This window comes from Thalassomonas sp. RHCl1 (genome assembly GCF_947387555.1).
Taxonomy (GTDB): Bacteria; Pseudomonadota; Gammaproteobacteria; order Enterobacterales; family Alteromonadaceae; genus Thalassomonas.
On record NZ_CANDNZ010000002.1, the window covers coordinates 821,789 to 845,687 of the forward strand.

Consider the following 23,899-nt stretch of genomic DNA (forward strand, 5'->3'; position numbering starts at 1 on the left):
CTTAAACAGACTGTTTTAGGGCAAAGGCTGTAAAACATTTGTATGGATACCAATATGTTGCAAACTAATAACAAGAAATACGATACAAAACTGATCAATGCGTTAATTCCCATTACCTGTAAGAACAAGCTTGAATCTACTTTGATCAGTTTGACGCCAAAAGAAAATAAAAGCACCCGCTTTTTGATCAAAATGGAGCTGGCACGGTTAAAAACCGCTTGTGTCCGCGCCATAGATTTACGCCGTAAAACCAAAGAAGCGTGCGAAGATTATGTTTTTGCCGACATCACCCATTACCTGGATCAAAAATCCGTCAGTATTTTTGAATATCTGATCAAACAATATGGCGGCGAATACACGATTGGTGTCTATGAAGCCGTGCTTGCCGCGGCAACGGATCCTTCCAGTGCCAATGTCTTGCAGGAGCTGGAGCAAGCTTCACAAAATTTCGAACGTTTTGATGTTGAGCATTTATATTTTGGCGACTACCGCACCCGCAACGAAGACCGTATCCACTTTCGCTCTGAAATCCTGCTGGCCGTAGATGAGCAGGAATTGACCACTTTTACAGCAGATATTTCCACCGTCGGTATCCGCTTTTTATTGCCGGAAGAGGCCAAGCTCGCCAAAGGTCAGGAATTTAAAATACAGTTTGCCGAAATAGCCAAAAATTATGTCGGCGAAATATTGGAGAAGTTTGTCAATTATAAAGTAGTCTCTGTTGACAGCAATGACGAAAAAACCTGGATACGGGCCTTGCGTACCAGCTCTAATGCCAAGCTGGATGAGTTTTTAACCACTTTTATCAAGTCTCAAAAAGTATTTAACCGGGTAGACGCCTCGGATCTTGAGCCGGTATTGCTAAACAAGGGTTATGAAAAACTTTATATGCCAAAAAGCAGCGCCCTGCCGCTATTTTTCAATGGCCAGGGGCAGCTCAATTATATCCTTTCTTCCGAGCGGAACCAGGAAGCATTGGACTACTGGCATAACCAGAACAAACAAAACATTTTACCCTTCGCTTTAACCCCCAAGCGCATTAAACTGCTGCTGCAACAAAATAAATCAGGCATTACCACGGCTTTGTACGGTTTTACCCTGGTAAAACAAAACAGCCGCCTTTATTTTGTCGCCACCGAACAAGAGCTTGAGCAAACCGGGCTGTTACCCGCCTTTATCGCGTTGGGATTAAAATATAAAAGCCTGCGCGTATTTAAACTGCAGCTGGCCATTATCAGCAGCCGCTTTGACCAGTTGGGGCTTGAAGCCGACGGCCTGGCGCCGATAGCCAAAGAAAGGCTGCAAAAGCTGCGTTTTTGCGGCGCCATCACAGATATCACCCACGACGAGATGCTGGCAGATTATCAGGCAAAAGCTTTTAGCGCCAGCTCGAAGGATTTGCAGCAATTACGCCGCTTTATGGTGGCGGGTCAGTCAGGAGCGACGGATATTATTCCGGTGAAATTTATTTCCAAGCGCAAAGAAGCCCGTTACGACTACAAAATGCAGCTAAGGGTTATTAAAAATGACAGCCGCTATATCGGCTACAGCAAAAATGTTTCGGTGCGCGGACTGCAGGTGGAATTAGAGTCCGCCATTACCGCCAAATCGGGAGATTTGCTGACCATAGAACTGCCGGGAAAAACACCGGAAGATGGCAGCTCCCGTCCGTTTGCTATAGTGGCCATCAATGAATCAAAAACCATTTTGCATTTAAAATCCGCTTCGCTTGAACACAATATCGATAACCAGAACTTCTTCCACCTGCTTAAAGATTATGTCGACCAGCAAGTGGATAAAACCCCGACCAAAAACAAAGGCCTGTCGGAAGGTTTATGCCGCTTGTACACCAAACACGGCCAACTTAACCTAGTGTTTTTATCGAAGCAAAAAAGCCGTTACCAGGCCTCGCGTTTAGCCACTCACAGGAATAAATCGCCATTAAACCAGCTATTGTCGGTATGCTCGGCGAAAAGCATCGCGAAAAACAAAGCACAGGCCAATAAAAGCGCTGAGCCGGTAAAAAAGAGGACAAACGAGGCATTGCCCGGCCAGGCCAATACCGATTTTAACCTTTACCCGATTTTAAATTCACCGCTCAATGACATCATGCAGTCGACCCAGTTTAAATGCCTCAGCCATAAGCACCAGCCGTTAACAGCCAGGTTATTTATTTTTGTCGATAACAAAAACAAGGATGAAATCAAAATCATCAGCAAGTTTTCATCGGAGCTGACCTCCCCTAAGCTCAGGGAGATCTTTTTAAGTAATGCCCGTACCCGCGGCGAAGTCTATGTGTTGCAACTTGAGTTGTTAAAAACGCCGGAAGTTGACTGCCAGTTTATCGACGACCGCATTGCCGGATTAAAGACCTATTCCCGCTATCGCATCGACGGTATCAAAGACGAGTTGGCTAAAGTGGAAGGCGTACTCAATATTGTCGATATTACCGCTGAAACCTTGCAGCGCATGGCCTTAAAAACACAGCCGAAAACAGCGGCAAGAAACCCGAGTTAAGGGAAAATTTGGCTGAGTTCCTACTGTTCCTTGAAGTAAAAGGTTCGTTACACTGTTGATACCGACAAGGTAGTTATCGGTATCAACAGTGTGACAGGAATACATTTTACTTATCAAGGAAGATTATATGAAACCAGCAAAACTTGCTATCTGGCTGCTCGGATATGCTTTAGCGGCCCCGGGACAGCCATGGGCTCAAGAAGTGCGTGCCTTGTCAGAGAGTAACATACAAGCGGTCAACGTAACCCCCGACGGCACGTCTTTTGTTATCCTCCATCCGGGAGATCATAACGGTGACGGCAGCGTACGTTTATGCTTAACCCCGGGGCGCAGCGATTGCGACTATATCAGCGATGAACTGACCCCGCAGCAAACCCTGGCGGTAAAATTGCCGTTTAAAGGCCAAATAATTATGCCTCATGAGATCACCTATATTTATCCCAGCGATCTCGACCCGGCAAACATTCCCGGCAGCATGGATGAGGCCACCAATATTTACCTGAAAAATGATACCAGCAATCCGGACGCCCCCCGGTATCGCGGCCTGAACAATGGGCAAAAGCACTTTTCCGATTACCTGGAATTTGAAGTTGATCACGTGAATAAACGTACCATCATTTATTGGGATATCACCCAGGATGAAGGGCTTTTAGGCGATGCCATCAACATCGATTTTCAAAGTGCCAGCGACTGGCATATCAGTTTTGCCATGTCCGGTTTCCCGTATTTCGACCACCGCCGTCGTACAGAACCGAGCAATTTTACTTTTTCCATCTCATCTGAACAAGCGGCGGGGTTGCCACATTATTACACCCCAACCCTTGAACAGATTGAAATCGTCTATTAGTGATTATAGCCTGTGCCGGTATTTAACCGGCACAGGCTGTCACTGTAGCAACAAGGCAAGCTTGAGTGGTTATCGCCTTCAATTAAATGCCGATAACTGCATACCGCCGTTGATTTCTATGCTGTCGCAGGCAAGGCGAATTTCTCCCGAGCGCCGTTCGATGGCCTGCGGCAATGCCAGGCACTGAGGCGCTGCACTGATCAGCTGTTTTCTGAAACGGTAGATCTGGATATTAATATGATTTTCATTGAGTTTAAGCATCTTGCCCAGGGCTTCTTTATCCAGCCAGCCCTGATCGGCTTTGATCAGGCCCGCCTCTTTATCGGTCAGGCGCTGACGGGCCAACAGCAGCAATAAATAGTGGTGATTACGCTGCTCCAGATTTATCTGGTGCTCCCCCATCTGCACCGTCAGGGCAACATGTTCTTCATCCTGGCTGACATCAAAAGTCATGCCCAACCGGGTCAACTGCTGGTAATTACCGCTGACAACCCGGGTCGCCTCACTGGGTTTGGTTTCAACAAAACGCCAGATATGCTCTTGCGTCCCCACCAAATCACCGTTTTTTAACTCAGAAATTCCGGCCGCACTTTCACAAACCCAGTTGCCACAGGTATTTTGATACAAGGTAATTTCAGGAGACTCTTCGCTGGGCAGCACCATAATATCTTCAAGCATAAGCCGCTCAAGTCCCGGTGTTTGCGGCACCAGCATACTTTTGGGGGCATCAAGATTAAGCATTTGCCAGGTTTCCGCCTCCAGGCTGCCAAAATTGAGCTTATCATCCAAAGATAAAGGCATTTTTATGCCCTTAGGGACAAGCTTGCCGTTAACGAAAGTGCCGTTGGTACTGCTGTCTTGCAATAACCAATGTTCGCCGTCCCATAAAATAGTGGCATGCAAACGTGAGGCGTCCAGGTTGGTTAATTCGGTATTGGTTGCCCCGCGATGACGGCCAAAAACATGCTGTACTGACAGATTCACTACATCTTGCGTATTAAGATTGAGTAATATCGCCATCTAAGTTCCCTTGTGTTTTTATTTATGCTTCGAGCTTTAGCTCAAGTTTACTGTTTTCTCGGATGAAGTAAATTATTTAATCCGCATAGCCTATATTGAAACCTTGATTGCTAAAGCTTTCCCTGTGTTTTATAAACTCAGGCTAAAGTGTTTTTGCAATACCATTAAACTGCTCAAATGCATAAAAACAGGATCCAATCCGGCCTGCTCTGCCAGGTCTAATTGGCAGGCTTCAAGATAAAGCCTGGCCACCTTCTCTTTGCAATAGCAATCCGGCAGATAAGCCAGATCAAGAAAATATCCCTGAAAAAGCTCTGCCAAAGGCCCCTTATTATTAAGGCTTGCCGGTGCACCGATAAAAGGTCTTTTTACCTGTCTGGCATAACTTTCCGGTATAAATTTGCGGGCAACTTGACGTAAGATACGCTTATCGGTTAACCCGTCAAACTTATAGTTCACGGGTAAACCATGAATAAAGGCCACCAGGGCATTATCCAAGAACGGTGGCCGCCCTTCAATACCATTGGCCATCTCGGTTCTGTCTGCCAATGCGCCTAAGTTATAACTTTGAAAGACCGACTGATAATGTAACCGTTGCGATAGCTCGATAGGGTGACGGGCATTGCCGAGCCCATTACCAGCACTAAAAGATAAGGATGCGGTATTTTCGCCATCAACTCTTAACCCGGCTAATATCGATGCTACCGGCAAGGCATGCACGACCTGGGCAGGCAATTGCCCGGTTTGTTTTTTCAGCAGCTCTAACGTTTTGTGCCAAGGTTGCGGAAAGACATGTACTTGGCTATACGGCCCGGTCAGATCTTGCCTGAAAAAGCCATAACCCAACAGGGATTCATCCGCCCCCTCCCCCGTGAGCACGGTTTTATGGCCTGCAGCGGCTAATGTTTTGCTTAAATAGAGTTTGGCGGCGACATTAATGTTTGGCACCGGCATTTCGCAGTGAATAACGGCATGGGCAAAGTTATCCGCCAGCACAGTGTCGTTAACTTCAACAATGTGATGGTGAACCCCGACTTCCCCGGCAAAAGCTTGCGCCTGTCGGCTTTCATCCAGGTGCCGGTTTTCAAAACCTATACTGTAGGCATTTACCGAGCCGGTTAACCGGGCCGCTATTGCCGTGATCACAGAGGAATCAATGCCGCTGCTTAAATAGGCCTGATTACTTTTATCCTTTAACAGCCGCTTATCTATTGCCTGAAACAGCAAGCTTTCAAACTCGGTGCAGGCCTGTTCAAAAGTCGCTGACACCGGGGGAAAAGCCGACGGCTCCAGCGGCGACTTTTCCAGATAGGGAAAATGTTCAACTCCTGCTTGCGAGACTTTTAAAAGGTGTCCCGGCGGCAAGCTGTAGATGCCTTCCACAAAGGTTTGATTGCTTGTCTGTACAAAGTATTCCGCCTGCTGCAAATAGTGCGGCTCCCATTTAGCCGGCACACCATAAGCCAGCAGGGCCTTTATTTCTGACGCCGCCAGTATTTGTCCCTGGTATGAACAATAAAATAAGGGTTTAATGCCATGGCGATCCCGCCCCAGATAGGCCGTTTTGCTGTCCCTGTCCCAGACGGCAAATGAGAATTCGCCGTCAAGGGTCTTTACTGCCTCGATACCTTTAGCGGCAATTAAATGCAATAAATACTCGCTGTCGCTTAACGTGGTAAATACCGCTCCCAGGTTTTCCAGTTCGTCCCGGTTATTGTAAAGCTCGCCATTGACGGCAACTGTCAGGCGGCCATCAGCAGAATGCATCGGCTGATGGCCGCCAATTTCATCATTAATCGCCAGCCGGGTATGCCCGATAGCCGCCTGGTTTTTTTCAGCAAACCAGAGCCTGAGATCATCCGGCCCTCTATGGGCCAGGGCAGAGACGGCGCTGCGAAACCTTTCTCTGATATCGGATGTATCACAGGCAGGAGGTGAATAACAAAAAACTATACCGCACATAAAATACCGCACATAAAATAAAACCTTTAGATATAAAGCGCTTGCTGGTTAATGCTCGATTCCGTATTGGCCTTATCCAGCCAGCCTAAAGTTAACGGCGCCTGATACAAACGTTCGTTCGCCAGCTGGGGCCAGATATGGCAAAGTCCGGGCACAAAAACCTTCACCGCTTTAATGGGTAAAGGTGCACGGGAGTAATTCACCGCCAGGGTTTCAAAACCCAGGGTTTCAAGTTTTGCCACGATATTGAGGATATCGGTTTTAAGATCGCCGCTTGATATCAAGCTGTCCTTGATGGTTTTTGCTTGCTGCGCTGGCAATAAAAAAGCTTCTTCCCTGACGGCATTAAAATCAAAAGACGCCCCCTTTTGCTCGCGGATGGGGATAAGCTGGCATAATTCCGTTAACGCCCGCTGCGCTGCCAGCTCAGGTTGTAAATGACAGCCAAAGCCAAAACTCAACCCTCCAGCTTTAAGGTCCCGGGCAACAGCCGCCATCACCGGCACCCCGATATCATGGCTTAGGTCCAGCACCCAAAAGTCATACCCGCCAAGGCTTGATTTCAGTTTATCAAAATGTCCGCTATCAAGCCTGTTCAGGTCAAATGCCGGTCTTTCAAGCCGGTTATACCACCACAAGGCAGTTGCATCCCGCTCTATTAATTCAAATAACCCCTGCAGTATCGCCTCTTCCAGGTTATTGCCGGCGGCACAGCCATTAGAATGCCAGCGGCCAAACCTGTCATCATCAAAGGGAATATTGGCAAAACAGGATGCCAGCGGCACATACACCTGATCTTTTGTGGTCAATGACCAGCTGGGAAGCCAGTGTATCTTGCTGCCGTCATATCTACGGGCCGCCTGCTTTAACTGCGCATCCGCATGTTTGGGATCTGCGAACTTTTGATATTGTGCCTGACTGTAGGGCGCCAATTGCTGGAAGTCATAATAAGGTTTATCCAATTCTTGAGCTGCAGCCAAATGCAGCGGCTCATCTCCCTGGTAAAGGGCGCTGTAACGCTCTATGGTTTCACATAAAGCGCTGACCCTGGATTGGACGTCACCGACCCCTTTACCCATGCAGATCTGTACAAAACGGTTGTTGTCTAGTTGCAAACCATCTTTTGCCGCCGGGGATTTAAAAAACGCCGCCGAATAAATTTTAATGGCATTGCTTTCGGTGCCTTTCACCGGGCGAAGATGTGTGATCACCCCGGTCAGCGGACTGATAAACGGCGTAATGTTTTGCAATGTCTGCTCCGCAGCAAGCGTGCGGGAGCCGCCATCTCGGTTAAATGCCAGCGGACAGCTCTGTAAAAGCAAAGGTTGGAGGATTTGCCTGGAAAAATCCTCATCACCTTCCCCGGCTAATACTAAAGGATGGGCCTGGACTTGATTGCCGGCAACTTCCAGAGAAATCAATTGCTGCTGAGGTGAATGGATTTGCGCACTCAGCAGGCGGGTGAATATCCCTTGCAGCTCGGTGCTATATTGCCTGCCGACGGTAAAGGGAATACATCTGCTATCACCGGGAAATAGACGTTTAACCAGCGAAAGTACCGGGTTGTTATCCGTGAGCCGCTTTTGCAATGCCCGGCAAAAACGGCCGGCACTTGCTCCTGGGATCAGCGGAGAAACCAGGATTTTCTCCCCGGTCACTTTAATAAAGCACAAATCATAGTGCTCAATATCGCCGAGCCCGGTTGTCAGCTGGCAAAAGCTATCCACCAGCACAAAACAGAGCCTGCGCTCAGATGTGCGTTTTATTTTAACGGCAGTAAACATATCCGCCAGATGGGCAATATTCTCCGCAGTTTCCTGGGACAGGTTGATAAAATAAAGCTCACCCGATTTTTCAATAACCCCCCGCCTTGCTACCGTTTGATTAATATAACAGCTTACTTCCTGGTTAGTTGATAAAATCTGCTGATGTTTCAACACCTTTATTTGTTGCAGAAAAGCCGCCCCTTTATCCGGCTCAAGCAGTAAACCGGATAATATATCCGGCAAAGTATTGATGCCGTCGATGAGGTTAATACCGGGAAAGTCGATATGACTGAGCATAAAGGAGTCGCTTTCACTGACCAGCAAAAGATCTTTATTTTCCAGCACATAAACATTAAATTTCGGATGCCAGGTGACAGTTTCTTGCACAACTACCTCAATATTCACTACTTGTTATCTTACTTTTATCGCCCGGACCTTAAATTAATAAGGCTTGTTGGTTCAATGACAATTCATCATTTTCCTGCGTTAACCAGCCCATCTCAACCGGCACTTGATATAGGCGTTTCGCGGCAAAATAAGGAAATAAATGGCAGGTACCGGGAATGATCACCTTAGCGGTATAAAGCGGCATATCCTGACGGGTATAATCCAAAACCAGGGTTTCCAGCCCCAGGCTTTCTGCCCTAGCCTGGCAATAACGGATATCATCCAGGATATTGCTATGTTCCACCCGGGCATAATCAGCAAAGCTGACGGTTTCCGCCGGGCCCGGCGTTAAATAGGCTTCCCGGCTGATGGCATCAAAATCAAAAGGCGCGGTATTATTGTTCCTGATCTCCGTGATCTGGCAAAGTTCGGTAAAAGCACGCTGGCTGGCAATAACAGGATCAAGATGACAACCAAAGCCAAAACACATTTTCTGCTGCGTTTTATGCCGACTGATCGCGGCAATCACGGGAATGCCAAAATCATTAGTCAAATCCAGCGCCCAGTACTCCCATTCCCCCCCCAGGGTGTGGGATAACTGCCGATGTAAAACATCACTCATGCCGGAGAAGTCCATCGCCGGTCTTTGCAGCTTGTTATACCACCAGATGGCAATCGCATCTCTTTCAACAATTTCTAAAAAGCCTTGTAATACCGCTTCTTCCAGGCTGTTGCCGGCGGCGCCGCCATTATGATAAAAACGGCTGTACTTTTGCTCTTCAAAGGGGGTATTGGCATAACAATAACTTAAAGGCAGGTAACGTATTTTTTCTTGTGATAAAGACCATACCGGCGTCCAGTAAAGGGCACTATCTTCTTTGTGTTCAGTCGCTGCGTACAGCTTATGCTCGCTAAGCGGCTGCTCGATAAATGCCCGGTATTGCCGCTCGCTAAAGGGAGCAAGTTGCCGGGGAAAGATATAACTGTCATGGTGATAAGACGGCGCAGCATAATGCATGGCTTCATCCCCTGTATATTGAGAGGCCAGCCTTTCAATGGCTTCACTTAATGCACTGGCCTGGGACTGCTGATCACAGATCCCCTTGCCCATAGTAGTATAAATGAAATTGGCATTGGACAGTGACTCAGTCGGCAGATGATGTAAATTGCCCGGATATTGGAAAAAGCCGCTGCGGTATATTTTATTTATCTTATCCGAGTCTCCCGACAGACAGTTTATATGGGTCAACAAACCGCTGACCGGACTGATAACCCCTTTGAGCTTTTCTACTGTTAACTCAGGAGGCACACAGCGTACGCCGCCGTCTTTGCCGTCGGTTTTTTTTACCGGCTGCAGACTGAGCTTACCCCGCTCAAGCGGATTTACCGCGTTGCAATCACACTGGGGGCGGAAAATAACCGGATGACGGATAAGCTCATCCCCGGCCAGTTCATAAAAGTGTTCGGTTATTTGCCCTGATAGCAGGTTATCAATATGGGATAAGGCTGTTTTACAGGCTTTTTCAATGGCATGATGCTCAAACCTTACCGGTACCGGACGTGTCAAAGAAGGTATTCCCTGCCCCTGCTCGTAACTGATACACCTGAGGATTTTATTCGCCTTCATACGATAATTAAGGCATTGCCAGCAGGCATTATCCTTTTCAGGAAGAAAATAAGGCCCGATAAAACTGCTTTGCCCGGTGAACTTGAGCAACAACCAGGGCTGGCCGTTTGATAAAAACTGACGGTTTATGCTTTCCAGCCTGGGATCCAAATAATCATCGCAGAGCACCAAGCTGATATCATAGTCGGCCGTCAAAGCCGCCAGGGTTGATTTGAACGCTTCGCCAAAAGCATACCGGGACAGGTAAATATTTCCACCCGGGCAAGTAGTGATATCATCCTCAAAATTAATCAGGTGATACTGCTGATTTTCCCCGCAGCTTTCACTAACCTCTTTAACATATCCAGAATTGATAAAACCAACCAGCTGCTGATAAAGCGGTACCTGCTGTGCTGCTATGGCTTTTTTAAATACTGCCAGCAAGGAAGTATCCGTTTGAATAACAGCCTGAATAAAGTCATAAAGCTCACGAGAGATGAGCACTTCTTCATCATCAGCAAGCAGCAGCATATGCTCGGGATCTAAAGGGCTGATCGAATACTTTTCATGCCAAAAAAAATGGCTCTGTGCTGATTTCATCATCTTTACTTACATGATTTACAAAAAGGCCATGCTCCCTTATCGGGGACATGGCCATTACCGGGAAACGAGATTAACAGGTAAAGGGGAACGCCGAATCATCTATGTTATAGCGGTTTAATGCTACCGGTGCCATAGCGTCAACTTTAGGCGGCACAGGTACCACAAGCTCCATCCCCTGCAGAGGTAATTGCGGGTTTTCATAGCGGGTATCCGGGTTGATCTGACCTTCTGTAAAGGCATTACAGGTTTGCTGATCATATTGCCAGGTCCAGTTACCCTTGCCGTTTTCATCTTCAGCGTATATGGCATCTTCATCTTCAAACAGGATCAGATCTAAATGGAACGGATAATCGTATTCCAAAATATCTTTAAGCAATTTAATGGTTTGCCCAGGCTTATGACAATCAAGATCTTTGGTGATAAACAAATTTCTCATGTCTTCATTGGTCCACAACAAAGAAACTAAATTGGCCATAACCGCACCGAATGAGATATACAGGGAGGCATCATCGGATAAGTCATAAGAAGGTCTTGGCACCTTAGGATCCAATACCGTAGGGATCAATTCCACCGGGCTGCGACAATCCAGGGCCTTATTATATTTCTTCAAATAAAAGTCCTGGTAGGCCGCTGAAAAATATACACAATATCTGCCATAGGCTTTAATAAACAAGGCACAGTCGTAATCAAAAAACTCTTCAACCAAAGATAAGTCGCCCAGAGAACTGGCGCCTGAAGCTTTGTAAGTCAGGGATTGTTGCGACTCAAGCTTTTCATTGAACATCCAGGGAGATTCATGGATAAAGGAAGCAATGGCGCGAGTTAAAAAGTGACTCTCAGTAGCGGGATCCGGAGCAACCGGTTTTTTTGGTAATTTCAGGGTAATGCGGTTATTCAGATAAGGCTGTAACATATACTGACCGCTTAATTCGTTATAATACGGTGCTATTTCCTCATACCAAAACAGGTAGGTATTATATTCTCCTTCGGCATCTATCTGTTGTATCTCAACGCTTTCTTCAGGATTTTTAGGCCCCAATTGCAGCAACATTTTAACCCAATATTTGTCTTTGAAAGATTCTCCGTTGAAACTTGAAGGATCTACAGTTCTGAAATCCAGATTTTCCTTGTTACACTGAGCGATAAAACGTTCGATATCATCACTGTCAGTCCAGATTTGCGCAATAGATTGCAGATGAAGATCTCTTAATCTTGTTAAGTCCGTCAGTATATTGAGTGGTTTAATCATTTAGCTTCTCGTTTTTATTATTTAACAGGGTTGAAATATCAGTAGTAATTAAGTGTTCGCTGTATTTTGCACCTATGTCTTGCGCCACGCTTAATCCCTGGCGTAATTCAGTTAAGGCCAAATCTTGTTCATGTTCAAAATGCTGTAACCGGCACTGGGCCAGTTTCCAATAAAGCTGGGGTAAATAATAATACTCCCCTATTTCCCGGCACAACTCGATACAAGCGTTATAGCGGCTCACCGCCGATACCGGGTCGCCATTGGCGATAAAGACATCCGCAATCAGGGATGAAAAATAAGGCACCGCATGTTTAGAGTAATTGGCATCGAGTATTTCCCGGTAATCCGCTTCTTTACTCATATCGCCGCTTGCCCATGCCTGAATTAAACCGCCGTAAGCCTGATAAATCGGCAACTCATATTCATCAGAGAGCGATACCAGCTCACTGGCCAGCAATAAAGTTTTCTCCCGGTTACCGACATACTGGTTGACAATAGCGGCATACATCAGCGCAATAGCAACCGATGGAATATGCGCGATTTCTCTTGCCTTTGCCAGCCCCAGCTCGGCATGCTCCAGTGCCAGAGACACCTCCCCTAAGTCCCAGTAAATACGCCCTAAGGTGGATAGGGCAAAAACCCGCGAATTCCAGCCATATTTACTTAAGTGCTCGGCATCGGTGTCATCAAAAGCAATTTTACTCGCCGCCTCCATGGCCTGCCTGCCCCCCTGACAATCGCCGCCGGTATAGCGAAAGTAACCTAAACAGCTCAGCGCCGCGGCCCGATCTGAATCACTGGAAAAACGGCTGATATCCTCAAGCTCGGCTTCAACATCAGCCAAATCGCCTCTATCGCCAACCACCAGGCCATAAATGAGTTTCCACCACAGATGGGTAACAAAATCACTGTTAAGCTGACGGCTTTGCCGGTAATCTTCCCCTTCGCTTTTTAGCAGGGCAATCGACGAGTCGGTATAATATTTAACTTCTTCCGCCGCCCAGCCGCTGACCTGCATATGGGCCGTGGTCAAAATCGAATTAATCTGCAACTTATGAAGCGTTTGCTGCCCGCCAGGCAATTGTTCAAGCCACACCAGAGCCGTCTCCGCCTGGGTAATAGATTCCTGCGAGGCCGACTGTTTTAACATACTCTCAGCCGCTAAGATGCCAAACTCTACCGCTTTAGCAAAAACTTCTGCCAAAGCATAATGTTGCGCAATCAGGCTGAAATTTATTTGAGATAAATCAAACAAATCCGATTCAAGCATACTCGCCACCACGGCATGGGACTTAATCCGTTGCTCTTTAAGCATGGAATCATAGGCTGCATCCCTGACCAGGGCATGCTTAAAGATATAACTGTCGCCGGCAACCTTGCGCTGCAAGATGATCAGATCCGCTTCGATTAATTCATTCAGATCAGTTTGCAGCTGGGCTTCACTGTGATTAGAAGCGGCGGCCAGCAGCTTATACTCAAACTCCCGACCGATAGTTGCCGCCAGCTGGGCCGTTTCCTTGGCATAAACCAGGGTGTCGAGCTTTTGCTGTAAAGAATCACGTAAACTGCCCGGAACTTCATTGATATTATCGGGGTCAACAAAATCGGTAATGCCGTTTAAATGCCGTACCAGGGATTTTTGTTTCAGCATATTCACCAACTCTTCAATAAATAGCGGAATGCCATCGGTACGGCTAACCACCACATCCAGTAAATTTGCCGATACCTGTTGCTTATCAAACAGGTTGACAACAAACTGTGCTGTCTTTTCCTGGCTCAGCTTATTCAGGGCTATCGACTTTACATTACTGGCCGTCAAGACCTCAGGCAAAGGCTGACGGGAAGTGCTGATAAACACATCCCGTGCCCCTTGACTGGCAGTGCTCAGCCGGGCAATAAATTCCAAGGTCGTCGGATCCGCCCAATGCAAATCTTCAAATAAAAATAAACGTCTGTGGTGTGTTTCATTGGCATCCCCCGGGTCATCACCGAGTAATAAAGCCGCTAAGGCGTCAAATAAAATTTGTTTCTGCATATCCGGGCTTAAGGGTTTCACCTGAATATCCTGCGGTAACGGCAGGCCCAGCCAAGAGCATAAGATCAAAAATGCATCCTCACCCTTGCTGTCCTGTGGATCTAAGCCGAGCATTTCATCACGCAGTTTACCGGAGCCATCTTCCGGTGCCAGCGTATCAAGGGAATACTTATATTTGATCAGGTTTAACACCGGAAATAAGGCATTATTTTGATATTCGGGCAGACACTGAGTCACATAATGGCTAAAGCTTTGGGCATCATTTCTTAACTCAAACACTAAACGGGACTTACCTATCCCGGCCTCACCAAAAACATGGGCGCATCTGACGGCGTTGTTTTGATTGTTCCCCTGGTTTTCAGCGGTATCCACCAGGGATTTGAGCCAGGCCAACTCTTGTTCCCGGCCGATAAAGTCATGATTGTTCTTATTGCCGCGCAAAAAGCCAAATGCTTCAACCTGGCGCTCACCAATCAGGGAATACAAAGGCCTGGGTTGTGGAGTAATGCCAACAATTTGCACTTGTTGCGGCTGAAAAGTTAAATAGCTGTCCAGTAACAGTTTACTGTTTTGTGTAATTAACACCTGATTATCTGCAGCTAAACGGGCAAGATCCAGGGCTATATTGGCAGTATCTCCTTCAGGTGTAGCATCGGCATAGGTGGTCACAATCCCGGTATGCATGCCCATATGAAGGCGGATTTCAATGCCCTGATTTTGTCTTAACAATGAGTTTCGATGGCTCAGCTGGCTACTGATTTCCAAGGCCGTGCGGGCACATAAACGGCTGTCATTATCACTGACCGCAGGGTAACCATAATAAAATAACAGGGTATTGCCTAAACTACCGACATGAAAAGCACCGTAACGTATGGCGGTATCGATACACTGGGCTTTTTGATCCCTGTGAATGGCATCGACTACCTCGCCATCGGGCTGGGTATCACCAATCGATTTAACATTGAGCACAACCGCCAGTGCCGTGATTTGCTTACGCTCGGTTAAGCTGGCATAGGTTGAGTGAACAGCACTGTTGTCAGTGATCAAGGTTTCATTGATCAGGGTTTCATTATCACCCGGCTGCACCACTAAGGTATTATCGGTGGAAAAATGCTCGCTGGTATGCTGGTTAAGCTCTCCCACCAGGGTAGAAAAATTAAGCTGATGGAATTCATGATAAAGTTCGGCAGCATCCGCCGCCCTTTCTGAGGCTTTCTTATTCAGCACCCGACGCAATAAAGCACTGACACTGTGCCCGGCAAGGGAAGCCGGCAAAGGTACATTCGACTGACTTAACTGCTTGTGAAAAACCGATGCCAGGCTGGTGCCGGAAATGGCGGGCTGTCCGGTTAAGCATTCGATAAACACTAACCCCCAGACATAAATATCGGTTTTAGGTGTCGGCGGCTCTCCCCGTAACTGCTCCGGTGCGCTATAGGACGGCGTGCCCAGTGTTTCCTGGGTCAAGGTAATGCTTTTATAATCAAGCTGGCGCACTTCGTTGACTAAAGTACCGATACCAAAATCGAGCACCTTGGCATGAATTTTAGCACCAACTTTGGTCAACATGATATTCGCCGGTTTGATATCCCGGTGGATCACCCCCTGTTCATGGGCATGGGCCAGTGCATCGAGTACCTGCCCCATGACGGCAGCGGCATCAAGAGGAAGCAAGGCGCCGGAGTCTGCCAGGGTTTGTTTTAAGGTTTTCCCGTCCACATATTCAAATACCGCATAAAGCAGGTTGTCATGGCAACAGCCCTTATCAAGCAGACGAACAATATTGGGATGCTGCAAGCGGCTGCATAACAGGGTTTCCCGATCGAAACGTTCGATATAGCGCTTTTTCTTGGCCTCATCAAAATCGCTGCTGACCGATAAAAACTTAATGGCAACATCTTGATTAGTATTAAGTTGTTTGGCCAGATAGACCTGACCGAAGCCTCCCTGACCTATTTTTCTGACCAGACGATAGGCATCTGAAACAAAGCCCAGCTCTGCTTCTAGTGTATTTATTGTTATTGTCATACCACTATAACCCTGAAGCTTAAACAACAAGCAGCCGACCTTATTGCAGGACTGTAATGCTAACTGTGCTTGTTTTACTAAACGGGCTTTGAGTGTATCACTATGTTTTTATCAGTTTCAATCAGTTATCTGTTTAATGTCAATGGGCTTTTTCAACCATTCATTTTCCCCCCAATTCTTGTACAAAAATTATCTTTTTGGCTAAAAAATAACGCCACCATTGGCCATGATAAAATGAGGCGTGCAGATTCAGCCGTAAAGATAGCATTAAAACCTGTAGTTATATTGCGCCGACACTAAGGTCGCATCCCCGTTTGAGGTAAATTGCCAGGCCTGGCCTAAGTCATCGGTTTCGGTAAACTCCACTTCTTCCCCCTTAATAAAGCTCATGCCAAGATCAAAAGACGAGGCATTTTTAAAGTGATAAGTCATGCCCGTGCTGTACCAGATGCGATTACTGTCGGGAATGGAAATTGAGCGGTAGGCCTGCTCTATCGGGGTTTCATCATAGGCAAGCCCTGCCCTGAGAGTCAGCACATCTTCCAGGTTATAGCTGATGCCGACGGCCGAACGCACCGAGTTTTCAAAATATTCATCTTTTTCAAATACCGGGCTTTCTACCCCTTCGGCATAAGCTTCCAGTCGCTCGAAACTGCTCCAGCCGGTCCACTGCACGCTGTAATGCAGGGCCAGATTATCGCTCAACTGATGAAAGCCGGATAATTCTGCAATATCGGGTAAGGTAATTTCCAGCTCCCCCGCCAGGGTTTCTCCCGCCAGGCCGCCAAATGAAAGCGGCAGGTCATTGCTATAATCACCGGTTAAGATCAGATCAACCTGGCTACGATAGGCCAGAGAAATCCTGTGGTTGTCGTTGATTTCATATAACACCCCGACATTATATCCGTAGGCGATATCATCCCCGGTCATATTGGCCGCTTCTGTTTCCTGGGCTATGCCGTAGGGGTTGGCGCCAAAGTGCCTGATCAAAGTGGCATCGGCGTAGACCAGGTTAACGCCGAGCCCCAGGCTAAAGTGCCGGTTGAAGCGATAGGCACCGCTGGCATTGATATTTATTGTCGTCAGGGAAGTTTCACCGGCGAGCTGGCCTGCCGGATAATCATCGGGGAGTTCGGTAGCTAAGCCAAAATTTGAAAAAGCGCCGAGTCCGACAACAAGGTTTTTATTCAGTGGCTGGATATAATACAGCGCCGGGATCAAAGCATCGGGAGCAATACTGTCCTCATCAAGCTCGTTATTACTGCTGCCTTCAAGGGATATATCCGGCCCGATGGCGGTGCCGACCACAGAAAATTCCGCTTGGCTGAACATGGTCATGGCACCGGGATTTCTCGCCATTACCGCGGCATTATCACTGACGGCCCCTTCTCCGGCAAATGCCCGGCCAAGGCCGGAGGCGCTGTGCTCATTGAGGGCAAAGGCAGCGCTATATGCCTCAAAGGCCAACAGGTTTAGGGTCAGCGCCAGGACTGTTTTTTTCAAATTCATTTATTTTTCCTTTTCACGGCAAGGGACAACGCTGCCAAGGTAAACACAGGGGTAAAAACAAGCCAGGGGAGATCAGCTCAATGGTACATTTGTCTGCTTTAGCGGTAAAAAAGAGGCAATAACATCAGCAAGTCCGAAACGGACTTATTATCGAAAAGACGTTTACCAGCGATGGAATAAACCTATGCTTCACCCCCTTTTTCTTAAGCAAAGCACAGGTTATCGCCGGTCACACCGTTTGCCAGCGCCCTTTGATCAAAGGCGCATTACGGCGGGAAACGGGAATCGCCACGTCGGAGAAATCCCTGATTTTTAGATACATACGCCGCATGACACTGTAATAGGCAAAGATTTGTTCGCTGTTGACCACATATTTCCTGTGCACCCGCAAAAACTGCTCCTGCTCCAGCTGCTGGTGCATAAACTCCAGCGGGGCATCGCTGAGTACAGAATCGGTATTATGATTTTTTTGCCCCTTGAGGGTTAACACAATGCGGCAGTAGCCGCTTAACGCTTCCAGATAACAGATCTCCGAGGCGTTAATGATCACCGTCGCCTCCCCTTTTCTGACCGCCAGCTGCTGCTCGTCTTTTTGCCCGTAAATTTTATCCGCCAGCTGCTGCAGGTGCGCCACCGGAATACGCTGCTGCAGGGCCGCCACCTTTTCCAGGCTCTGGTTAAGTTTGCCCAAAGTCACAGGTTTAAGCAGATAATCTACGGCATGGGTCTCAAAAGCTTCAATGGCATAGTTATCAAAGGCCGTCACCATAATCAACTGATAATGTTCGTCCCGGGTATGCATCGCCACCTGCAAACCGTTCATGCCCGGCATTTGTATGTCCATAAACACCAGCTCCGGCTGATATTGGCGGATTTTTTCCACCGCATCATCGCCGTCGCAGGCCTGGAGCAGTTGTTCAAAGCGGCAGGTTTTCGCCAGCATGCTTTCCAGTTTACGCCGGGCAGCCGGTTCATCGTCAACGATTAGTATGGTTTGGTAGTCTGTCAGCATAGCCTTATCTTATTTCCGTTTATCTTGATTCGCTGTGTTATTAATCAGCGTCTTAAACCTGGCCCGAGAGCTGATCAGCGGGCAGTTCTATGGTTATTTTCGTTCCCCGGCCCGGTTGTGATTTGATCACAAGTTCATGGCCGCTGCCATAGAGCAGCTCCAGGGTATCGCGCACTATCCCGACCCCGTGACCATAAGTCTTGCCTTCAGGGTTAAAGCCTATGCCGTTATCTTCGATAGCCACATATAAGGTATTGTTTTTACAATGTATATCCACTTTAATAACACCGGGTTCTTTTTTAGTAGCAAAGCCGTGGACAATACAGTTTTCAATAAAAGGCTGCAACATTAACCCCGGCACCTGTATCTGCAGACAATCCGGGGCAATATTTAATTCATATTCCAGCCGCTGCTCAAAACGCATTTTCTGGATCACTAAATAATGTTGGGTCAGCTCTATTTCCTGAGACAAGGGCAGCAGCAGTTGATTTGAGCTGCGCAGTACCCCGCGCAGCAATTCAGATAACTCATCCAGCAGCAAACTGGCATTATCCGGGTTATGTTCAATTTCCGAGGAAATGAGATTAAGGGAGTTAAACAGCATATGGGGATTCAACTGGGCCTTCAACGCCCGAAACTGGGCTTCTTTGTAATTGGCATTAAGCTCCATATGTTGCTGTTGTTGCTGTAAAATATATTTAAGCGAGGCAAACAGCAACACTTCGATATAGGAGAACATCAAAGGCCCCATCGGCGTTTTCGCGGTAAAAGGCTCCGGCACCAGGGGAAGAGAAAAGCTGTTGAGCACCATAAAACTGGTGGTGCCGCCAACAGTGGCGCATAAACAGTATTTGCTGATAAAGCCCTTGGTCGAATCACTGTTAAGCTGGGTAAAAATTTCAAGAAATTTAGCAAACAGCAGGCACAGCAGTGCAGAGCTCCACATATGCAGGCTTAACCCGGCCGCAAGCTCCAGCGAGTAAAAACCGAGATTGGTCATGGCCAGGGAGAAAAACAGAAAATTAAACAGCGGTACATAAATCAGGAGAATCATCCTCCTGGAATACCATTGACTGAGACGGTAATCGGCTATCACAAAATAAAGCTCTAAATTATAGGAAAAAATAAAATGGGATAAGCCAGCATATTACCTAAATGCCCCATCTGCGTCTAACCCGGAATTAAACTGTACTATCGCCCGGTGAGTCACTATGGCGATTACAAATAATTGAGTTTAATGCTGATAGCAGTGTCGCCGCGCACAGAGACTTTGGCATCGTCAAACCCCGGCAGGGAAAATTTTACCTGTAAATTATTGGAAAAAGCCACGCCTTCTTCCGGCACACCAAGAAAGTTACGATCAAGCAGTTCATTGGCATTTTCATCATGAAAAATAACCACGGCATAATCACCGTCGGCCAGATGATTAAAAATAGCGCCACTACCGGCATCATCGGCATCAATGATCTGCTCCCGATAAGGTTTTTTGGTAAAGTCATCTTCATTATCAAACAGTGCCAGCACGATTTTCCCCCGGCTGCTTTGTGGCCCCGTCACCACAACATGCAGCTTGCTGAGTGCGCCTGTACTGACAGGCTCAACACCTGATGCTGTAACACGCTCGGCAGCACCGACACACCAGGAGGTAAATAGCAAAGGCAATAGTAAGCCCGATAAGCTCTTATTCATTTTTATGCTCTCTTTTGATCCTTGTTAATCATCAGGCCTGCTCCGCCGGCCATCTTTAACCAGTGTATTTTCCCCGCTTAATCAGCACCAGCAGCAATTACCCCAGTGGTACACCCGGCAGATTGAATGGTACATAAATCGTGAATATGTACTTTTCAGCCGCCAATTTGTACCACTGGCAGAATAAGAAATTGCCCCTTGAAATAAGAAAGCTTATTTTTGCTGTCAGATGAAAAGTAGATAAGAGTATTGCCAACACGGCGACTCTTTGCAGTTAAGAGAGAAAAGAGGCAGCGCAATGCAAAACTCCATTTTACTGATAGATAACGACCGGGAATTAACTGCCGAGCTAAGCCATTATCTTGCCAGCGAAGGTTTTGACCTGACCGTGTGCAATGATGGCCTCTCAGGTTTGCTTGAAGCCAACCGGGGACAATATCATTTAATATTATCAGATCTGATGCTGCCTAAGCTCAGTGGTTTCGAGTTTTTGAAAAAGCTCAGGTCCACCAACCAAACACCGGTGATGATGCTAACGGAGCGGGACGATCAGTTTGACCGCATCTACGCACTGGAGTTAGGCGCGGATGATTATTTATGTAAACCCTTTAATCACAGGGAACTGGTGGCCCGGATTAAATCCATTGTCCGTCGCATGCTGTATTTCAAGCCAATGGAAATGCAAAACACGATAAAAAGCAATGAACTGGTATTATCCACCACCACCCGCGAGGTCTATTGCCACGACAGCGAGCTGAATTTAACCGGCTTTGAATTTGAAATCCTGGCCCTGCTGATGTCCCATGCCGGCACAGTAGTAGACAAGGATAAAATTGCCGATCAGGTATTAAGGCGCCCGCTGTCTTCTTTTGATCGCAGCATAGATATGCATATCAGCAAAATCCGCAAAAAAATTGCCGAGATCACAGACCAGGAGAAAATCAAAACCGTTCGCGGCGCCGGCTATATTTTCCTGACCGGCTCAGTCGCACGTCATTTAAATTAAGCCCGGCGACAACCTATCAAACCGGAGCTAGTTACCATTGCTCCGGTTTAAAGCTGCAGTTAAAAGCCTAAGCAAACAAGCCCACGCTTGTATCTCGCCATTATTTCCATTTGAATTTACACCTTCCCCACCGGTATACTCGCCTAACCTGAGTTAACCATAAATGACCGCTTCCCCTGTTAGGAAAGACTTGATGTCACACGCTTTTTCCCATAAATCTCCGTCAGAAATTTACTTATTATCATTACAGTCAACCCAGAGCCGGGTCACCATGAGCTCGTTATTAAATATCGTGGCCTATAAGCTACAGCAGAAAAAAACACACCAGCAGGTGGACTGGTCCCTGGTTAATTATGAACAAATCCTAAGCTTATTGTCTGATTTAAGCCAGCAGGGAAAGTCCCCCGCCACCATGAATGTTTATCTGTCGGCACTAAAAGGTGTCGCCAAAGAAGCCTGGCGCAAAAAACTCATTGATGTCGAAAGCTACCAGCATATCAAAGAGATCAACCGTATAAAGGGCAGCCGCAGCAGCAAAGGACGGGCGCTGGAATTAGATGAGCTTAATGAACTCATTGATTATTGCATGCAGCAAGAAGGCGTACTCGCTATGCGAGATGCCGCAGTCATTGCCCTGGTTTACGGTGCAGGCCTGCGCCGCCATGAAGCCGCAGGCTTAATGCTTAGCGATCTCGACCTAAGCGATGGCACCATCAAGGTGCTGGGCAAAGGCAATAAAGAACGCATCAATGCCCTGCACAACCGTATTCTCGAAATAGTGGAAGTCTACCTGGAAGAGCGTTTAACGGCTCCGGGGCCGTTGTTTTTAAGGGCTAGGAAAGGTAACCGACTGATTAATGAACCTATTTCCGGGCAAACCATTTACGATATTATAATACGCCGCTATAAAGAGGCGGGATTAAAGCGTTTAACCCCGCATGATCTGCGCCGCACCTTTGCCACTAAACTGCTCGAAGGCGGCGAAGATGTTTTCCTGGTGCAGGATCTGATGGGCCATTCCTCGGTGGAAACCACCAAAAACTACGACCGGCGCAGTGAGAAAGCCAGGAAAAAAGCCGCCAAGGCGCTGCCGTTTTAAACCTGATTTAAAGTGGCTCACATTTTGCTGGTAATATCACTCCCTAATATTAAACTCCCTAACCGGAAACATTATATGAAAAAAATTTTTACCGTATTTATAATAACACTATGTAATCTCTTAATTTCTTCACATGCCTGTGCCGCCCTTGTCTCTCTGGATTTTGATGACATAACCGGTAATAACGTACTCTGGCAAAGCGACAGATATCTGGCAAATAAAGAGGTTTTGTTTCAAGCAAACGACGCTGATTTATACGCCTACGATGATCCGTCTCCCGGTCATGGCGGGGAAAATGTCGCCACATCCGGGTTAAGTTATATTTACTCAGGTACGCCAGGTCACGGCAATAGCGCTATTACCGTGACCTTTTTTGACCAGGGCAATTTGGATAGCTTTGGCGTTACCAACTTTCTTCAATTTGATGTCGTTGATTATGCCAGTGAAAATACTGCTTTATGGAGCTATCGCGTATTTGATATCAATGGCGACACCTTGTTTAGCGAAACCGGTACCGCTTCGGGTGAAACGGTGCAGATTTCAACCAATATACCGCTCATTCACGGTTTTACTTTTACCCCTTCCATTGATACCGAAGGTTTGGACAGCTTTGTTTTTGAAAACGTTACTGCTGCCAACAGTGCCAGTGTACCTGAGCCTGTCACTGCGCTTTTATTCGGTTTAGGCGCTTTAGGTCTGCTCACCAAAAGAAAGCTATCATCGCCGTAACAGCTTTCCCAGCCTTGATGGCCGGGGATTAGCTCTATCAGGAAAGAATCAGAACCTATGGCCCTGCGCCGTCGCAACAAAAGCAGGCCATAGCGGTTCATTACCTTTAAACAGTGGCGGTTTTCCAGGTGATTCAACAAGATAATACCATTTATGGCGCAGGGGAAAATTCTCTGCGCTGCTATAGCCAACAGATAAAACTGCCACAAAGCTCTTCACACTAACACTTAAACGGTAAGTTTCATGGGCTAAACTAAGCTTGTATTAGCCGAATGCTAAAACAGGCAATCAATAGCTAAAACAGATAGCCGCTTTAAGCCGGATCTTGAAAACAGGATAAATCCAGCGCTATGCTCTCCCCCAGCCAATAGACATATTCAGTATGATCCCTGAGATCGTCACCGGTTACGGCATGAACAAGCACGCTCAGTTGATTGCGGTTTTTATCCAACCAGGGAATAAGCGTATCAAAGTCTTTATCATTAAAACTAATTTGGCAGCTCCACTTGGGATGCGGGCCAACAGGGTTCTGATTCACCCGGCCGATTTTCAAGCCAAAACGTTCACCTGCTTGTTCGCATAAAGGAACAGCTAAATGTAAAGTCTGCTGCTCAAAATAAACATGGGCATGATAAGCCTGGTGGATATTCACAGGGCGATTAGGGTTGTTCATATTAAGCTCTCAATCACTAGTATCTTTATTTGCTCTTACACTTGTCGGGTATTTTAGCCAAGTTGACATCTTCTTATCGCCAAAGCGGCGAGAGATTAAAACATGGCTTGATCCCCTTTAAAAGCAAAAATGAGTAACTCAATTTACTCAAGCCGGGATTTA

General features: G+C 47.0%; 16 protein-coding genes. 5 read left to right on the forward strand and 11 right to left on the reverse strand.

Annotation, left to right across the window (positions count from 1 at the left end):
* Positions 1-54 precede the first annotated feature (54 nt).
* Together QL234_RS09605 and QL234_RS09610 are read left to right on the forward strand one after the other, a co-directional pair.
* Positions 55-2,517 carry a PilZ domain-containing protein gene (locus QL234_RS09605; RefSeq protein WP_281557598.1) on the forward strand — a complete coding sequence of 821 codons (2,463 nt, stop codon included), beginning with the start codon at positions 55-57 and terminating at the stop codon, positions 2,515-2,517.
* 127 nt (positions 2,518-2,644) lie between these two features.
* Positions 2,645-3,364: a hypothetical protein gene (locus QL234_RS09610; protein WP_281557599.1), complete on the forward strand. Its 720-nt coding sequence runs from the start codon at positions 2,645-2,647 to the stop codon at positions 3,362-3,364.
* Between the two features lie 78 nt (positions 3,365-3,442).
* On the opposite strand, the gene QL234_RS09615 is transcribed toward QL234_RS09610, so the two are convergent.
* The 10 genes from QL234_RS09615 to QL234_RS09660 all read right to left on the reverse strand — a co-directional run bounded on the left by QL234_RS09615 (position 3,443) and on the right by QL234_RS09660 (position 20,230).
* A complete protein-coding gene (locus QL234_RS09615; protein ID WP_281557600.1) occupies positions 3,443-4,384 on the reverse strand; it encodes an FHA domain-containing protein in 942 nt (313 codons plus the stop codon).
* Between the two features lie 129 nt (positions 4,385-4,513).
* Entirely contained in the window at positions 4,514-6,346 is a 1,833-nt protein-coding gene (asnB, locus tag QL234_RS09620; protein WP_281557601.1) for an asparagine synthase (glutamine-hydrolyzing), read from the reverse strand.
* Between the two features lie 26 nt (positions 6,347-6,372).
* The gene (locus QL234_RS09625; protein WP_281557602.1) at positions 6,373-8,499 is read right to left on the reverse strand and encodes a YcaO-like family protein; all 2,127 of its coding nucleotides are present in this window, start codon (positions 8,497-8,499) and stop codon (positions 6,373-6,375) included.
* Between the two features lie 49 nt (positions 8,500-8,548).
* The gene (locus QL234_RS09630; protein WP_281557603.1) at positions 8,549-10,708 is read right to left on the reverse strand and encodes a TOMM precursor leader peptide-binding protein; all 2,160 of its coding nucleotides are present in this window, start codon (positions 10,706-10,708) and stop codon (positions 8,549-8,551) included.
* A gap of 70 nt (positions 10,709-10,778) precedes the next feature.
* The gene (locus tag QL234_RS09635) at positions 10,779-11,957 is read right to left on the reverse strand and encodes a hypothetical protein (RefSeq protein WP_281557604.1); all 1,179 of its coding nucleotides are present in this window, start codon (positions 11,955-11,957) and stop codon (positions 10,779-10,781) included.
* Entirely contained in the window at positions 11,950-16,020 is a 4,071-nt protein-coding gene (locus QL234_RS09640; RefSeq protein ID WP_281557605.1) for a TOMM system kinase/cyclase fusion protein, read from the reverse strand. Before QL234_RS09640 ends, QL234_RS09635 begins: the two co-directional genes overlap by 8 nt.
* Before the next feature lie 267 nt (positions 16,021-16,287).
* Positions 16,288-17,529, reverse strand: a complete 1,242-nt coding sequence (locus tag QL234_RS09645) for an outer membrane protein transport protein (protein WP_281557606.1) — start codon at positions 17,527-17,529, stop codon at positions 16,288-16,290.
* A gap of 229 nt (positions 17,530-17,758) precedes the next feature.
* A complete protein-coding gene (locus QL234_RS09650) occupies positions 17,759-18,541 on the reverse strand; it encodes a LytTR family DNA-binding domain-containing protein (protein WP_281557607.1) in 783 nt (260 codons plus the stop codon).
* A gap of 52 nt (positions 18,542-18,593) precedes the next feature.
* On the reverse strand, positions 18,594-19,595 hold the full coding sequence (locus QL234_RS09655) for a histidine kinase (RefSeq protein WP_281557608.1): 1,002 nt from the start codon (positions 19,593-19,595) through the stop codon (positions 18,594-18,596).
* 164 nt (positions 19,596-19,759) lie between these two features.
* Positions 19,760-20,230 (reverse strand): DUF2141 domain-containing protein, encoded by a 471-nt coding sequence (locus QL234_RS09660; protein WP_281557609.1) that lies wholly within the window; start codon positions 20,228-20,230, stop codon positions 19,760-19,762.
* A gap of 298 nt (positions 20,231-20,528) precedes the next feature.
* Here QL234_RS09660 and QL234_RS09665 point away from each other — a divergent pair, with 298 nt between their 5' ends.
* The 3 genes from QL234_RS09665 (at position 20,529) to QL234_RS09675 (ending at position 23,064) form a co-directional block, all read left to right on the forward strand.
* Positions 20,529-21,236 carry a response regulator transcription factor gene (locus QL234_RS09665; protein ID WP_281557610.1) on the forward strand — a complete coding sequence of 236 codons (708 nt, stop codon included), beginning with the start codon at positions 20,529-20,531 and terminating at the stop codon, positions 21,234-21,236.
* Positions 21,237-21,429: 193 nt separating this feature from the next.
* Positions 21,430-22,335, forward strand: a complete 906-nt coding sequence (locus QL234_RS09670; RefSeq protein ID WP_281557611.1) for a tyrosine-type recombinase/integrase — start codon at positions 21,430-21,432, stop codon at positions 22,333-22,335.
* A gap of 75 nt (positions 22,336-22,410) precedes the next feature.
* A complete protein-coding gene (locus tag QL234_RS09675) occupies positions 22,411-23,064 on the forward strand; it encodes a PEP-CTERM sorting domain-containing protein (RefSeq protein ID WP_281557612.1) in 654 nt (217 codons plus the stop codon).
* Between the two features lie 313 nt (positions 23,065-23,377).
* Here QL234_RS09675 and QL234_RS09680 read toward each other — a convergent pair whose 3' ends face one another.
* Positions 23,378-23,737, reverse strand: coding sequence for a DOPA 4,5-dioxygenase family protein (locus tag QL234_RS09680; protein WP_281557613.1), 360 nt, complete (start codon positions 23,735-23,737; stop codon positions 23,378-23,380).
* Positions 23,738-23,899: the final 162 nt, after the last annotated feature.